The organism is Altererythrobacter sp. B11 (assembly GCF_003569745.1).
GTDB lineage: Bacteria > Pseudomonadota > Alphaproteobacteria > Sphingomonadales > Sphingomonadaceae > Croceibacterium_C.
Genome location: NZ_AP018498.1, coordinates 2,744,293 through 2,758,121 on the forward strand (window position 1 = coordinate 2,744,293; position 13,829 = coordinate 2,758,121).

Below are 13,829 nucleotides of genomic sequence, written 5' to 3' on the forward strand. Positions count from 1 at the left end.
CTTCCGCCCACCCACAACGAAAAGGCCCGGTCCATAGGACCGGGCCTTCTCGTTCCATGACGGAAATGCGTGCGTTCAGAAGCTGTAGCTGAAGCCCAGCTTCAGGCCGTGATCCGACCACCGATCGGACAAATTGCCGACATATGAGATGCCGAGCGAGCCGCCGGGGAGGATGTTGGCCTGCGCCCCTGCTTCCAGCCGAAGGCTGTCGCGCGCGACCGGCAGGCCTTCGATCGTGAAGGCGGAACCAGCCGACAGCGTGCTGGTACCGAACGCTGCCCGATCGCCGAAGCCGCGCAGCCAGGCTGCCGAAGCGCGCGGGGTGACCACTGCGCGGTCCGAAATCGGCACCACTGCACTAAGCCGCAGGCCGAGCGAGGTGTAGGTCACATCGCGCGTCTGGCCAGCCACCTGCAGTTCGCCTAGTTCGCCGCCGGTTTCCGCAAAGCCATCCGTCTTCACATGGACATGGTTCACGCCCGCGAAGGGTTCCAGCAGAGTGGTGCCCAGCTTGGCTGCATAGCTCAGCTCCGCGAAACCGGAAGCCGCCTTGCCATCATAATTGCCGGCAATGGACTCCTCCACCGAGGGGAAGGAGACCTGCCGGGCGCCCTTCACGTCCATCCAGCTATAGGAACCACCCAGGCGCACCCGCAGAGCTCCCCAGCCGCCACCGGCATAGGCGGCAACAGACGAGCCATCGATGCTCGCGTGGCTGCCCCGGCCGGGCAGGCGCACTTCGTCCTCGCCATAGGTGAAGGCTGTGCCGATCCGCCAATTGCCGACCAGCGTGTCCAGTCCCAGGGTAAAGCCGGCGCTGTCCTGCGTCGCGCGGGCGGCATTGCCGTCGCTCTTCACGCTGTTCCAGCTCCCTGCAGCCTGGCCCCAGATGCCGGTGCGACCACCCTGCGTCTCGCGCGCGGCGCCCGGCGCCTCAGCGAGCACTTGGCTGATGGTGTCCGCCTGTTCGAGCCGGCCCACCACCATCTCGCCGAGCCGCCGGGTGCGGTCGATCATAAAGGTGCTCGTGGTCGCCCACAGTTCACCGGAGAGCGCATCGAAGGCGCGGACGGCGCCGGCCGCGTCGGTCTGCCCCGCCACAGCGCGGTAAAGCGCGCTGTTCCGGTCTCCGCCGTCCAGCGCAGCCGCCACGGCGCGCTGGTTTGGCGTGATCGCCGCACTGGCAAAGCTGCGATCGTTACGCACCAGCGTCAGTACCACGTCATTCGGATCGTAGCGCAACGAGGGCGTGAGGAAGGGGAGATCGACATCGGTATCCTCGAACTCGCCCGTCACGCCGCCAGCGGCAGACAGGATCACGTAGTCACTGACCGAGCGGTAGTTGCCGGCCGCGGCCAGCACCGAAACCGTGCCGCCCGCGATCGTAGCGGTTCCGCCGGCGATAAGTCGGTCGCTCTCACCCTCCGCATTGAGTTCGACCGAATAGACCGAACCCGGCTGGAAGGACACGTCGCCCGCCACATTGAGAGTGCCGATCGAATTGCCCGGCGCCAGCGTGCCGCCGCTCAGCACGGTCAGAGTACCCGCCGTGCCGTTGCCGCCCAGCGTGCCGCCGGAGTTGACCGTAACCTGTGCCGGAAGCGTGCCGTTGATCGCAAGGCGGCCGCCATTCACATTCACCGCGCCTGTAAAGCCGCTGGTGCCGGACAGGTTCAGCGAACCCGCGCCGGTCTTGGTGAAGCTGCCGCTGTCTCCGCCGGTGATACTGCCGGCGAACTCGCTGTTGCCTTCCTGGTTCACCGTCAGCGAACCACCGCCGAGCAGCAGATTGCCCGCTTCGCCACTGAGGCCGGAGACCTGCTGGTCCTTTCCGTCGAGATCGAAGGTGCCATTGTCCACGACCAGATCGGTGTCAGAGTCGAGCAGTGCCGCCAGCCTGACGAGCCCGCCCTCAACCACGGTGGAGCCGGTGTAGCTGTAGGCGCCGGAGAGCAGCAGCGCGCCGTCGCCCCGCTTGATGAGCCCGCCGTCACCGGCAAGGGCACGGGTGAACTCGTAGTCGCCTGTCTGGTCGAAGATCAGCGTGCCGTTGTTGGTGGTGTCGGCCAGCAGATCGCCATCCTTCACGCCATTGCCGACCTGCACCGTTCCGCCGGTGCTGATCAGCAGACCGCCGCCCAGCGCACCGGTCAGCACCACCGTGCCTCCATCGACCGTCGTGTTGCCGCCGAAGGTGCTGCTGTTGCCGGAGAAAGTGATCGCGCCCTCACCCGTTTTGAGCACGGAACCGGTGCCGGTGAGGCTGCCCTTGTAGCTCGTGGTGCCGGGATTGGCGAAGACCAGGCTGGTCCCTGCAGCAAGTGCCGCACTGCTGCTCATGGAACCGAGGAACACAGCCGTCCCCTGTTGCAGGTCCAGCTTCACGCCGCTCATCGAACCGGTGAGGGTCAGCGTGTTGGCGCCTGTCTTCACAACCGTGCCCTGCCCGGTGATCTGACCCGCATAGGCGATGTCATCCGCCCGATCGAAGCGCAAGGTGCCGTAATTGGTCACGCCGGCGGTGATCGAGCCGGTGGTGCCACCGTCACCGATATTCACGACGCCTTCGTTCCCGATGCCGAGCCCGCCGGCAAAATCGCTGTCGCCGGTAAGCGTCAGCGTGCCGGCCTGGACCGTGAGACCGCCCGTGCCGGTCGCGCTGCCGGAGAATGTGTGGCTGGCGTCAGCGATGATGAGACCGGCATCGCCGAGGACGATCGTTCCCGAACCGGCAAGATCGCGGATTTGCGCCGAGCTTGCGCCAGTGACATCGAAAGTGCCGTCCACCGTCACGAGCGAAGACTGGTTGATCCGGCCCTGCCCGGCGAGGGCCAGGGTGGCGCCGGAGCCAATCTGCGTTGCGCCGGTGAAGGTGTTCATGCCGCCGAGGGTGATCGTGCCGCCCGCCACCAGCAGGCCGCCGGTGCCGGAGATAACGCGGTTGTGGACCAGCGCATCCGACCGGTTGATGGCCAGCGTGCCCTCATTGAGGATATCGCCGTTGAGCGAGCCGGAGGTGCCACCAGAACCAATCTGCAGCACGCCGTTATTGCCCACAAAAGTGCTTACGGCATTGGTCGAACCAGCCAGCACCAGCTTACCGCCGGTAACGTTCAGACTTCCGGCGAAATTGACACTATCACCGGTCAGGGTGCTGGTGCCCGCGAGCTGGTCAACCGTGCCGACACCGCTAAGCACGGCGGCGAGCGTGAAGCCGTCGTCCAGATGATTCAGGACCAGCCGACCGCTGTTGAGCACGATCTGTCCGGCTTCCACGGTTCCGGCTGCTGCTGCCGCCAGGTTGCCGTCTGCGCCGATGTTCAGGGCGCCGGCCTCGCCAATCGCGATGGTTTCCGACTCCAGGCGGCCACCATTGCTCAAGGTAATGCTGCCGGCGCCGAGCCCGCCGATGGTGGTGCCGCCGTCCCCGATCGTCAGACTGGATCCCAGACCGTCAACGGACACCATGCCGTTCGCACCGAAGCCGCCCCCGATGCTCAGCGCGTTGGCGGAGACCTGGCCGCCGCTCCGCACGATCAGCGTGCCGCTGCTGCCGTCCTGGCTGGCGACATCGAGCAGACCGGCGGCCGAGAGGGCCGCGCCATTTTCCACGGTGGCCGTGCCGGTGCCGCTATAACCCACGCGCATGTTGCCGGCGAAGCCCTGACGGGCGAGCACCGAGTAGGTCGTTCCGGGGCCGGAAAGAACCAGCGTGCCCTCCGATCCAGTGTCGACGCCCAGGGCGCTGGTATAGGACGTGACCGTGGCGCCGCCGGAGACGGTCACACTGCCCTTGCCCTGATCGCCGTTCCCGGTTCCGCCGATATAGAGCGGCAGGCCATTCGACCACGCGGTGCCCGCGCCATCCACCGTCATCTGCGTGACCGCGGGGCCGCTGCCACCGATATAGCTTCCGTCAGCCTCGAGATGCGCGCCATCGGTGACGGAAATGATCCCTCCTTCCGGGCTAAACCAGCCGTCTGCCTGGTCAAAGGTCGCGGGGAGATCGGAATGCAGCGTGCCAATCCGCAGCGCCGTCCCTGCTCCGCTGAGATTCACGCTGCCGCCGGCGCCCATGTAGAGTCCGCCCTGCGACGTTTCCACAACGCCGCCGTCCCGCACCGTCAGCGAGCCGGAGGTGCCCGGGCCACGTGCGATCTGGATCGCACCGGCTGACACCAGCTTGGCGGTTGTGCCCTCTACCGTCACATCCGCATTGGAGCCGCTCGCCTCGATCCACACGTTTTGCACGTCAAGCGTACCGCCGTTGCTGACGATCAGCGCAGCATCGCTCGTGCCGCCCACGCTCAATGCCTCGCCGGTGAGCGCGTTCCGCACCTCCAGCGTACCTGCATCCACGGTGATATTGCCGGCGAACGTGCTGCTGTCGCCGATGAGCGCAAGCGTGCCGGTGCCGACTTTCTCGAATGTGCCGGTTCCGGTGAGATGGCCGGCATAGGCGCCGTCCACGCCTTCGCGCAGCATCAAGGTGCCGCCCGAACCGATGTTGACGGTGCCATCCGCCGTGCCACCGAGAGTGCCGATTTGTGCGGTGAAGCTGGCGATATCGAGCGTGCCGCCATTCACGGTATACGCCTGATCGACCCCCAGCGCATCAGCGCTGCCCGCCTTCAACGTGCCGGCTTCCACGGTCCAGCCGTTCGTGCCGATGCCGTTCAGCGTCCAGACGCTCTGCCCGGTCTTCGAGAAACGGGTGAAGCCCTGATATGAATTGCCGACGAGCTCTGCGTTGAACAGATCGTTGCTGTCGCCCCCCAGAACCAGCGTGTTCACGCCGTTGGCGAAATCGGCATCCACCACCGGCCCCAAGATCAGCGATCCCGCGTGCAGTTCCAGCGTCACATCGCCCGAACCCATGACGATCGTGTCGCTCCCGTTGCTCTGAATGATGCCGGAGTTGACGATTGTGGTCGCCGCATTGCCGGTGATGATGGCGACGCCACCCGAACTGCTGGAAGAACCACCGGTGATCGTGCCGCTGTTGACGATCCGGACCATGCCGTTGGCGGTATCTGCATCGATTCCATAGACCGATCCATCGACGGTGCCGCTGTTGGTGATCGTCACGTCCCCATCGGGCGTGCGGGCATAGATCGCCGTGCCATCCCACGCGTCGAGATTGTCGGTGTTGGTGATGGAGATGTCGCCAGATCCGGCCTCCTGCGGATCGAAGCCGGCTACGGCACTGATGCCGGCCTTGCCGACCGCCTGCCCGTCGTTGACGATGGTGATGTCGCCGTTCTGCGTAGCGCCCTGCATGCTCACGCCGTCGAGCGAGTTGGCGGCGCCCGTGCTGGTGTTGGTGAGGACGACATTGCCCTGCGGCGACCAGGCGACGAGCGCCTGCTTGGTGGTGGAGGTCGCCGTGCCGCTGTTCTCGATGGAAGCGGTGCCGTTGTAGTTTACCGCACGCAGGCCCGCCTCATAGGCGTTCACATTGCCGCTGTTGGTGATCTTAACCTCAACCGGGGCAACGTCGTTGAAGCCGCCGTCGGCGTAGATGCCGCGATGCGTGTTCGGAACGGCATCCGTATTGTCCGTCACGGTGATGTTGCCGCTGTTGGACACGGAGACGCCGCCGCGGTTCGTTGTGGCGGAGATGCCGTTCGCTTCCGCGCCGGAAGCCGTGATCGCTGCATCATTCACGATGCCGATGTTGCCGGCCTGCTCATTGCGCACCCAGACGCCGCCATAGCCGGCTGTGCTGGTAATGGAGGAGTCGGCGGTGACCGTGACTGTGACGTCGCTCCCCTCCGCAACGGATGAATAGATATTCACGCCGCCATAGGTGGTGGAATTGACGGTGGTGTCGCTGACGGTGAGCGACATGCTGATCGGCCCAGTGGGGACATTCGCCCCGTTGGGATTGTAGCCGATGCCATCGCCGCCGACTTCGGCTCCGCTAACCACCAAAGTGGTGTCGCCCGACTCCACCCGCGCGGCAATGCTGGGCGCGCAGGACAGGATTGTAAGGTCGCCGGTGATGGAAAGAGGGCACGGTTCCGCCAGCGCCGGTGTTGCCGCCATCAGCCCAGCTATGGATGCGCTTGCAAACAGACCTGCATGCACGGCCGCACGAACGGAACGCCGACCCGCGGCAACTTTACCTTCAATCACCATCATACCCCCAATTCAGGACGAAATCGTCCGTGGTAATGAGAGCAAACCGGCATAGCCGGGGTGATCGAAGTCAAACTCCGCACGAGGCGGAAAGGCGACGAGAAAATGAGGATGCTGGCCGCGCCACCATCGCGGGGGCGCGCTTGCTTCTCCACTCTCTGTGGTCGCCCAGCTTCTCCTTCGGCAGGCCCGCCACCCCAAGGGGGTCGGAACCTTTGCGTCCCGCCGTTACCGACGGTTTGCCCTTATCAAAGACAGTAATTCGACCGGAAGGAGGAATCGCCGTCTGGGGCGCTGAGTGCCAGCAACAGCAATAAATAACAACACCTTATAGAAATAAAAACGTAGAAATACCGAGCGGGGAGTTAACTACATCTATTAAGCCTGTTTATTTACTTTTCTTGTTATTGCAGTATCGCGATTTTTTAGATGGCGTTGGAAGGCGGCGTGGCATGGGCGATGGCCAGGCCGCTGCCGAACACGAGTGCATCTTCCACAAAACCCGTGCCCGTCTGGCCGTGGCGGCGCATCGCTGCGCAACGCAGGCGCCAGCCAAGGTAGGAAGAGACGAGCGCGGTGCCCACCGCCACGGCCGCGCCGGCCGCTCGCCTGCCGCGAGGGGCCAGAGCCGCGCCGGCATAGGCGGCAGTGATGCTGCGCGTCGCCAGGCCGGCGGGGATGATTCGGTCCGGCGCGCTCTTCATCTTGTCACCAACCATCTCGGCCGAAGCGAGCGCGGCGGTGCCCGCGGCAATCACCGGGTTGAGCATCAGCTTCTGCAAGGGAAGCACCGGCGGGATCGCGCCGTTTCGCGTGGCCGTGGCGATCACCGCCAGGGGCGTCATGCCCCGTTGTCCGGCGACAAGACCAATCAGAAAGGAACGCAGCATGCCTTATCTCCCATAAGAGGTTCAAAGGCTTAAAGCTCCGCCAGGGCTTCCGTATCCCGCAGGCGACCAGGTGGTCTCCGACGCCCCCCGCCCCCTGCCCGGCTCAGTAAGTATCCTGATAGAGGGCCAAGGTGGCCGACCTCTATCCTTCGGCGATCACGCTCCCCGCCCGCAAGGAAAGAGATCCGCCATGCTCAAGACCATGAAAGCCGCAGTCGTCCGCGAATTTGGCCAGCCTCTGGTGATGGAGGAAGTGCCGATTCCCACCGTCGGGCCGGGCCAGATCCTGGTGAAGATCGCCGCCACCGGCGTGTGCCACACCGATCTCCACGCGGCGAACGGGGACTGGCCGGTAAAGCCGTCTCCCCCCTTCATCCCGGGGCATGAAGGCGTGGGCCATGTCGTCGCCGTCGGCAGCGGCGTCAGCCATGTGAAGGAAGGCGACCGCGTAGGCGTGCCCTGGCTCTACACCGCCTGCGGGCACTGCGTGCACTGTCTGGGGGGCTGGGAGACCCTGTGCGAGCAGCAGCAGAACACCGGATATTCGGTGAACGGCAGCTTCGCCGAATATGTGCTGGCGGACCCGAACTATGTCGGCCACCTGCCGGCCAATGTCTCCTTCGTGGAAATCGCGCCGGTGCTGTGCGCCGGGGTGACCGTCTACAAGGGCCTGAAGACCACCGACACCAAGCCGGGGGACTGGGTTGCCATCTCCGGCATTGGCGGGCTGGGCCACATGGCCGTGCAATACGCGAAGGCGATGGGCCTCAATATCGTGGCAGTGGACATTGATGACGAGAAGCTCGCGCTGGCGAAGCGGCTGGGTGCGGATCTGACGATCAACGCGCGTGATGCCGACCCCGCCGCGGTAGTGAAGAAGGAGATCGGCGGGGCGCAGGGCGTGCTCGTCACCGCCGTCAGCACCAAGGCGTTCCAGCAGGCAATGGGCATGGCGCGCCGCGGCGGCACGATCTCGCTGAACGGCCTGCCGCCCGGCGACTTCCCCCTGTCGATCTTCGACACAGTGCTGAACGGCACAACGATCCGCGGCTCCATCGTCGGCACGCGGTTGGACCTGCAGGAAGCGCTCGACTTCGCCGCCGCAGGAAAGGTCCACGCCACTGTTTCCACCGATCGGCTGGAGAACATCAACGATGTCTTCGCCCGCATGCACCGGGGCGAGATAGAGGGACGCATCGTGCTCGATTTCGAAAGTACGCCGGCGGCAGCCGCCTGAACGCGGAGCAACGTGGCTCACGACGCTGACGATCAAGGATGTAAACCACAAAATGGTAGCGGAGGAGGGACGCATAAATTTCTCTTATAATGTTGATATAGATATATCATTTTTTACTTTTCGAGAAAAATACCCCCACCGATACCCCCGCAGAAGCGATGCGATGAACCGTTACGATTGCACGACGAATCGGCGAAAAGCCTACAGTCTCTCATCGGACAATTCGCGGAGCACCTGAATGGATAGAGCCGCCAAAGGACTGGATCGCACGAAACCTGGCGCGGTTTGGGGCGGCACGTCATGGATTATGTCGGATCGCTCTTCGTCGTGCGAGAACTCGTCGCCGCGTTTCTGTTCGAACGTCGCGAGCCTTGCCTCACCGTCGATCGCGACCAGTTTGGATCGAAAGTTCAGATGCGCACCGTAGCGTTCGACGTGTTCCATCAGCGCGCGCACATAAATCGGCACGCCGAGCAGCACAGCACCGACCGTGTGGAACCGCACGTCGATGTCCTTGAGGACCCAAACCTGATCCTGCCATGGATCAACGGTTGCATTGTCATCCTGAATGAGACGCCCACTGGTCAGGATGATAGCCCGCACGAGCCTGGTTTCAGGCGTTCGAAACCCCGCCGGTAGCGCATTTCGGCTTGCGGTCACAGACTGATGCCCTGCAATCACATGTGGCCGGTGGCGATAAAGTTCTGATGCCAAGCCAGCGCCTCGCTTAGCAACGAAGGGGAATGCTTGCCGAAGGAATCGCGCAGTGCGCGCTCGTAATAGTCGGCCAGCCTGTCGCGATAGCGCGGGTGGACACAGGTCTCGATGATCAGGCAGGCGCGCTGCCTGGGCGCCAGTCCGCGCAGATCGGCAAGCCCCTGTTCGGTCACGATCACCTGCACGTCCTGGTTGATGTGATCGACGTGGCTGACCTGCGGCACGATCGTCGATATCGCCCCTCCCTTGGCCGTCGAAGGAGCCATGAAGATCGAGATATAGGCATTGCGGGCAAAGTCGCCCGAACCGCCGATGCCGTTCTGGATCGCCGAGCCCATGACGTGGGTGGAATTGACGTTGCCGTAGATGTCCGCCTCGATCATCCCGTTCATCGCGATGCAGCCCAGACGGCGGATCAGTTCGGGGTGATTGCTGATTTCCTGGGGGCGCAGGATAATCCGCTCGCGGTAGCGGTCCATGTCGGCATTCAGCGCATGCGCCGCCTCGGGGCTCAGCGAGAATGCCGTCGAGGATGCCATGCGCAGCTTACCCGAGGTGAGCAGGTCCAGCATTCCGTCCTGTAAGACCTCTGTATAGGCGGTCATGTTCTCGAACGGACTGTCGATCAGGCCGGTCAGCACGGCGTTGGCGATATTGCCGACGCCCGATTGTAGCGGTAGCAGATTTTCCGGCAGCCGCCCCTGCGCGACTTCATGCGCGAAGAATTCCATCAGGTGGCCAGCGATCCGCTGGGCGCAATCGTCGGCTGGCTTGAACGGCAGGTTGCGATCGGGCGTGTCGGTTTCGACAATAGCGACAACCCTGGCCGGATCGCAGCGGAAGGTGGGCTGGCCGATCCGGTCATCGGCGCGAACCAGAGGGATCGGCATGCGGTGCGGCGGCAGGGCCGTACCGTAATAGATGTCGTGCATCCCCTCCAGCGCCGGGTTCTGCCAGCGATTGACCTCGAGGATGACCTGCCCCGCCCGGTCCAGCCAGGTCTTGTTGTTCCCTACCGACGAGGCGGGGACCAGCGAGCCATCAGGCAGGATCGCCGTCACTTCGACAAGCGCCGTGTCCAGCGGACCGAAGAATCCCTGCCAGGCCATTGGCGCCACCTGGCTCAGATGCATGTCGAAATAGTTCATCTCGCCGCGATTGATCTGCTCGCGAGCAATCGGATCGGAATTGTAGGGCAAACGAAAATCGATGCCCTTGGCCTTGGCGAGTGCGCCGTCCAGTTCAGGCCCGGTCGAGGCGCCGGTCCACACGCTGATCGCGAACGGATCGCCGGCCGCGTGTGCCGCCTCGATCCGCCGCGCCAGCGCCTGCGGCACCGCCTTGGGATAGCCCGCGCCGGTAAAACCGCTCATTCCCACGGTCGTGCCCGGCGCGATCAGCGCCGCGGCCGCCTCGGCGTCCATCACCCGGGACTGGAGCAATGGATGGGCAATTCGTGAGGTCATCAATCTTGGGTCTCCATCGGGCCTGTCGGATTTAAGGGTGCCAATAGGGCCAACTTGGCATGGATCTGTGTAGACCTTGAATTGGAGCTCAGAGCGCGCTCTTCAATCGCTCATAGGAGGCGCGCAGTTCCTCGGCCAGCACCTCGATCGCCGACTTGATGTTCTGCCCGCTGTCATGAAGGCGCGCTTCGGCCACGAAATGGTTCCATTTGGTTTCGGCTTCCTGCCATTCCTGCTGGGCTTCCATGCTGCCCAGATGGGCCTGCACCTTGGCCTCATCGCGCAACGTGGCGAGTTCCGGCTTCAGATTTTCCAATGCGCTCATCATCTTCCTCCTGTGCTGATTTTCGCTGGTCTAAATTTCAGATTGCCGCAGCCGGTCGATCGCGCGCGCGAGCTTTTCCCGAACCGTGCTGGCGGCTTTGACCAGTTCAGGATTGCTGATCGCCTGCATCGACGCCACCGGGTCAATTGCGGCGACTTCAACTTCGTCCGAACCTGACTGCTGCACGATGACATTGCAGGGCAGCATCAGGCCGACCTTGTCTTCCAGCTGCAGCGCCTCGTGTGCCAATGTCGGATTGCAGGCGCCAAGGATCGTATAGGGGCGGAAGTCGACGTCGATCTTGGATTTGAGGGTCTGCTGGATATCGATCCAGCTGATCACGCCGAACCCCTCCGTCTTCAGCGCAGCCTCTGCGCGCGCTGGCGTCATCGAAGGGGACCTTCAACCTGGCGGAAATATAGTAGCTCATCGCCTGCCTTCTCCTGTCGGGGTGCGGGTTTCGTCAGCTTGCCGCAACCGTAGTGATCACCGGCGTGCCCTCCAGCGTGCGCTGCACCGGGCAGCGGGACGCCACCGAGATCAACTTTTCCCGCTGCTCATCGGACAGGTCCTCGCCAATGACACGGATCGTCTTGGCGAAATGGTCCGTCTTCGCCGACTTCCCCTCGACCGTGCCCTTGGCATGCGTAAGGGTGACTTCCACGCGTTCGAGCGGCCAGTTCTGCTGACGGGCATACCAACGCACCGTCATGGCCGTGCATTCGCCCAGTGCTGCCAGCAACAGGTCGTAGGGCGCCGGTCCCAGGTCCCCGCCACCCTGTTCGACGGGCTCATCGCCGATGAGGTGATGGCCGGACACGTCGATGCTGACGGCAAAAGCACTTTCACCGGTCTCGACGATGTGCGCTGTTGTCGTGCCTGTACTCAAAGAACGTCTCCCCTCATGCCGTGGCCATGCTGGGACCATAACAGGTCATTTCTCGACCTGTCTGACAAAATGCCACTTGCTTGGCGTGAGGGTTGCCGGGGTCGAGAACAGTGCGGGCCTGCCGTCACAGGCGTTCTGGTTGAAATGCGCGCAGGTGCGGAAAATCCCCCTTTTGCAGGTATGCCTTTTCCGCAGGCGTCGATTGCCTATCGAGGATTTGATTGCGGTGCGGGTGGCGGCCAAACGCAGCAATCACCTGGCGCACGTCTTCTGCCTGTTTCACCAGGGAACGATAAATCGGCTGCAAATGATCCGGGGCGCTTGACGCAATTTCTACCCGCAGGCGGATCAGAAGGTCGATCCGCTCGAGGTGGTCGTGGCCTTCGCAGTGACCGAGTGGCTGGGTGAAGGCGATCTTGAACCACGGCGTATCGAGAGCTTCATAGTGGTCAGTTGCCAACCCCGTCAGCGCCAGTTTCAGGGCGGCGGCATCCTGCGCGAATGCCCGCGTCGTGCCCCGCCAGAGTGACCGTGAAAACTGATCCAGCAGGATAATGAGCGAAAGTCGTCCCTCCGGATCGCCTGCCCAGTGATCGAGCCCGCCTTTCGCCCCACGGGTCGTCAGTTCTGGAAACCGGGCGACGATCGACTCGTCGGCGCCTCCCTGCATGCGCCAGAACCAATGCTTGCGATGAGTCTCTGCGTCCACATCCTTGCTGCGCCCTTCCGGAAACCAGAAGTCCAGAACGTCGTGCCACGGCTGAGCAGGGGTTTCGATCATGCGCTTTCAATCGGACGATATCATTGCTCGCTGCTTGCGCAGGAAATGCAGAGTGCGGCTTCCGGGCGCGCCTCAAGACGCTTGGGAGCGATGGCATCGCCGCAGCGAACACATTCGCCGTAGGTGCCATTTTCGATGCGTAACAAGGCGCGGTTGACCGACGCGATTTCGCGCGCGACCAGCGCGGCCTGCGCTTCGAGAGAGGCGTCATCCTCCATCTCGACCGCCTGTTCGGACGAGTCGGGGTTCAAGGGTTCCGCCAGATCCTGAGCGAGGCGCTGCTGCCGGCCTGCGAGTTCGGTGAGTTGTTGCGAAAGGCGTGCTCGGGCGGCGTCGGCATTCGGCATGGACAATAATCCTTTCAAGTCTCCAGCCCTTTGGTAGCAAGTGCCGCCGCTGCCTGACAACGAGAAGTCCTTCGGCGCAAAGCCGGCAGGCAAAGATTGGTTGTTTTATGCCGGCCTGCAGGATTTCTTCCGGCCTTCAAGCGACGTCGACAGTTGTGCTCGCCATCCCTAGGGTTAAAGAACGGCCAGTTCCGGCGCGGCGCGAGGGAATCTTCCAGCCGCATTTGAGACTGGGCCGTGATTGCGATTGGAGAATGTGAATGTCGAATACCCCCCACACTCTGGGCGATGAATTTCCTGACCAGATGGACCAGATCCACGCTCTGAAGGTGTCGAACACCCGGTTCGCCAAGCTCCTGGTGGACTATGACGCAGTTAACGACGAGATCCATCGCGCGGAAACCAACATCGCGCCGGTGTCGCAGGATCGCGAAACCGAACTGCGCAAACAGCGCCTCGCGCTCAAGGACCAGATTGCCCAGGCTCTTACCGAAAACGCCTGACCGGGATCGCGTGTTTGCCTCCTGCTCCCTCTAATTCAGCGTTGTGGGAGGCAATACCGATCAGAGCATAGCAGTACCGTGCCGGCAACCAATTGGACATGGTTCCTGCCCGTAACCACTGCGGTCTATCCCATGTCAGATCGGTGGTACGTAATCGCTTCGCTGCAATGATATCATGTAGGCAGCAAGGTTATCGATCTGGTCGGGATCGATGGCAAAGTTCATCACATCGGGAAAATTGTGTGATTTCTGCAGCCAGGGCTTGATCGTCGCGCCGGTCAGGCCTGGCGTGTTGACGACAGATTCAAAGGTCGGGGCATCAACGTTCGGGGAGTATCGTCGTCCGGCGCTCACAGCATGGCAACCGGAACAATGCTGTTGCGCAAATGCCAGCCCCCTGGCCTCAGCAGATTCTCGGATTGAGCCGGCACCTTCCGCAGTCGTGGCGGGGTTTGGTGCCCCTGCCTTGGGTATCATCTCGGGCGTGCACGCCGTTGTGAACAGCAAAAGAATGGTGAGACCTGGAAATTTAC

12 protein-coding genes and 1 riboswitch are annotated in these 13,829 nt (G+C 63.1%); of the genes, 2 read left to right on the forward strand and 10 right to left on the reverse strand.

What is annotated here, in order from left to right:
- Positions 1-75 precede the first annotated feature (75 nt).
- Together AEB_RS13040 and AEB_RS13045 are read right to left on the reverse strand one after the other, a co-directional pair.
- Positions 76-6,048 (reverse strand): autotransporter domain-containing protein, encoded by a 5,973-nt coding sequence (locus tag AEB_RS13040; protein WP_172593096.1) that lies wholly within the window; start codon positions 6,046-6,048, stop codon positions 76-78.
- Between the two features lie 272 nt (positions 6,049-6,320).
- Positions 6,321-6,395, reverse strand: a riboswitch (cyclic di-GMP riboswitch).
- 171 nt (positions 6,396-6,566) lie between these two features.
- A complete protein-coding gene (locus tag AEB_RS13045) occupies positions 6,567-7,031 on the reverse strand; it encodes a DUF4126 domain-containing protein (protein ID WP_119083544.1) in 465 nt (154 codons plus the stop codon).
- A gap of 190 nt (positions 7,032-7,221) precedes the next feature.
- On the opposite strand from AEB_RS13045, the gene adhP reads away from it, so the two are divergent.
- Positions 7,222-8,268 carry an alcohol dehydrogenase AdhP gene (gene adhP, locus AEB_RS13050; RefSeq protein WP_119083545.1) on the forward strand — a complete coding sequence of 349 codons (1,047 nt, stop codon included), beginning with the start codon at positions 7,222-7,224 and terminating at the stop codon, positions 8,266-8,268.
- A gap of 201 nt (positions 8,269-8,469) precedes the next feature.
- Here the strand turns inward: adhP and AEB_RS13055 are convergent, their stop codons facing one another.
- From AEB_RS13055 to AEB_RS13085, 7 genes are all read right to left on the reverse strand, one after another.
- Positions 8,470-8,928, reverse strand: coding sequence for a hypothetical protein (locus tag AEB_RS13055; protein ID WP_145985309.1), 459 nt, complete (start codon positions 8,926-8,928; stop codon positions 8,470-8,472).
- 17 nt (positions 8,929-8,945) lie between these two features.
- Complete coding sequence (locus tag AEB_RS13060) at positions 8,946-10,451, reverse strand: acetyl-CoA hydrolase/transferase family protein (RefSeq protein ID WP_119083547.1); 1,506 nt, start codon at positions 10,449-10,451, stop codon at positions 8,946-8,948.
- Positions 10,452-10,539: 88 nt separating this feature from the next.
- Positions 10,540-10,776 carry a hypothetical protein gene (locus AEB_RS13065; protein WP_119083548.1) on the reverse strand — a complete coding sequence of 79 codons (237 nt, stop codon included), beginning with the start codon at positions 10,774-10,776 and terminating at the stop codon, positions 10,540-10,542.
- Between the two features lie 30 nt (positions 10,777-10,806).
- Positions 10,807-11,118: a DUF302 domain-containing protein gene (locus AEB_RS13070; RefSeq protein ID WP_231958709.1), complete on the reverse strand. Its 312-nt coding sequence runs from the start codon at positions 11,116-11,118 to the stop codon at positions 10,807-10,809.
- Positions 11,119-11,239: 121 nt separating this feature from the next.
- A complete protein-coding gene (locus tag AEB_RS13075; protein ID WP_119083549.1) occupies positions 11,240-11,665 on the reverse strand; it encodes an OsmC family protein in 426 nt (141 codons plus the stop codon).
- A gap of 124 nt (positions 11,666-11,789) precedes the next feature.
- A complete protein-coding gene (locus AEB_RS13080; protein ID WP_119083550.1) occupies positions 11,790-12,446 on the reverse strand; it encodes a DUF924 family protein in 657 nt (218 codons plus the stop codon).
- A gap of 20 nt (positions 12,447-12,466) precedes the next feature.
- Positions 12,467-12,793 carry a TraR/DksA family transcriptional regulator gene (locus tag AEB_RS13085; protein WP_119083551.1) on the reverse strand — a complete coding sequence of 109 codons (327 nt, stop codon included), beginning with the start codon at positions 12,791-12,793 and terminating at the stop codon, positions 12,467-12,469.
- A 260-nt stretch (positions 12,794-13,053) separates the two neighbouring features.
- On the opposite strand from AEB_RS13085, the gene AEB_RS13090 reads away from it, so the two are divergent.
- The gene (locus AEB_RS13090) at positions 13,054-13,296 is read left to right on the forward strand and encodes a YdcH family protein (protein ID WP_088473117.1); all 243 of its coding nucleotides are present in this window, start codon (positions 13,054-13,056) and stop codon (positions 13,294-13,296) included.
- A gap of 135 nt (positions 13,297-13,431) precedes the next feature.
- On the opposite strand, the gene AEB_RS18085 is transcribed toward AEB_RS13090, so the two are convergent.
- Positions 13,432-13,773, reverse strand: a complete 342-nt coding sequence (locus AEB_RS18085; protein WP_145985310.1) for a cytochrome c — start codon at positions 13,771-13,773, stop codon at positions 13,432-13,434.
- Positions 13,774-13,829: the final 56 nt, after the last annotated feature.

What these genes read in the sequence shown, in the direction of transcription:
- AEB_RS18085 (WP_145985310.1), bottom strand. Translation starts at nt 13,773, where the DNA reads ATGATACCCAAGGCAGGGGCACCAAACCCCGCCACGACTGCGGAAGGT.
- AEB_RS13080 (WP_119083550.1), bottom strand. Translation starts at nt 12,446, where the DNA reads ATGATCGAAACCCCTGCTCAGCCGTGGCACGACGTTCTGGACTTCTGG.
- AEB_RS13090 (WP_088473117.1), top strand. Translation starts at nt 13,054, where the DNA reads ATGTCGAATACCCCCCACACTCTGGGCGATGAATTTCCTGACCAGATG.
- adhP (WP_119083545.1), top strand. Translation starts at nt 7,222, where the DNA reads ATGCTCAAGACCATGAAAGCCGCAGTCGTCCGCGAATTTGGCCAGCCT.
- AEB_RS13060 (WP_119083547.1), bottom strand. Translation starts at nt 10,451, where the DNA reads ATGACCTCACGAATTGCCCATCCATTGCTCCAGTCCCGGGTGATGGAC.
- AEB_RS13045 (WP_119083544.1), bottom strand. Translation starts at nt 7,031, where the DNA reads ATGCTGCGTTCCTTTCTGATTGGTCTTGTCGCCGGACAACGGGGCATG.
- AEB_RS13065 (WP_119083548.1), bottom strand. Translation starts at nt 10,776, where the DNA reads ATGAGCGCATTGGAAAATCTGAAGCCGGAACTCGCCACGTTGCGCGAT.
- AEB_RS13085 (WP_119083551.1), bottom strand. Translation starts at nt 12,793, where the DNA reads ATGCCGAATGCCGACGCCGCCCGAGCACGCCTTTCGCAACAACTCACC.
- AEB_RS13040 (WP_172593096.1), bottom strand. Translation starts at nt 6,048, where the DNA reads ATGGCGGCAACACCGGCGCTGGCGGAACCGTGCCCTCTTTCCATCACC.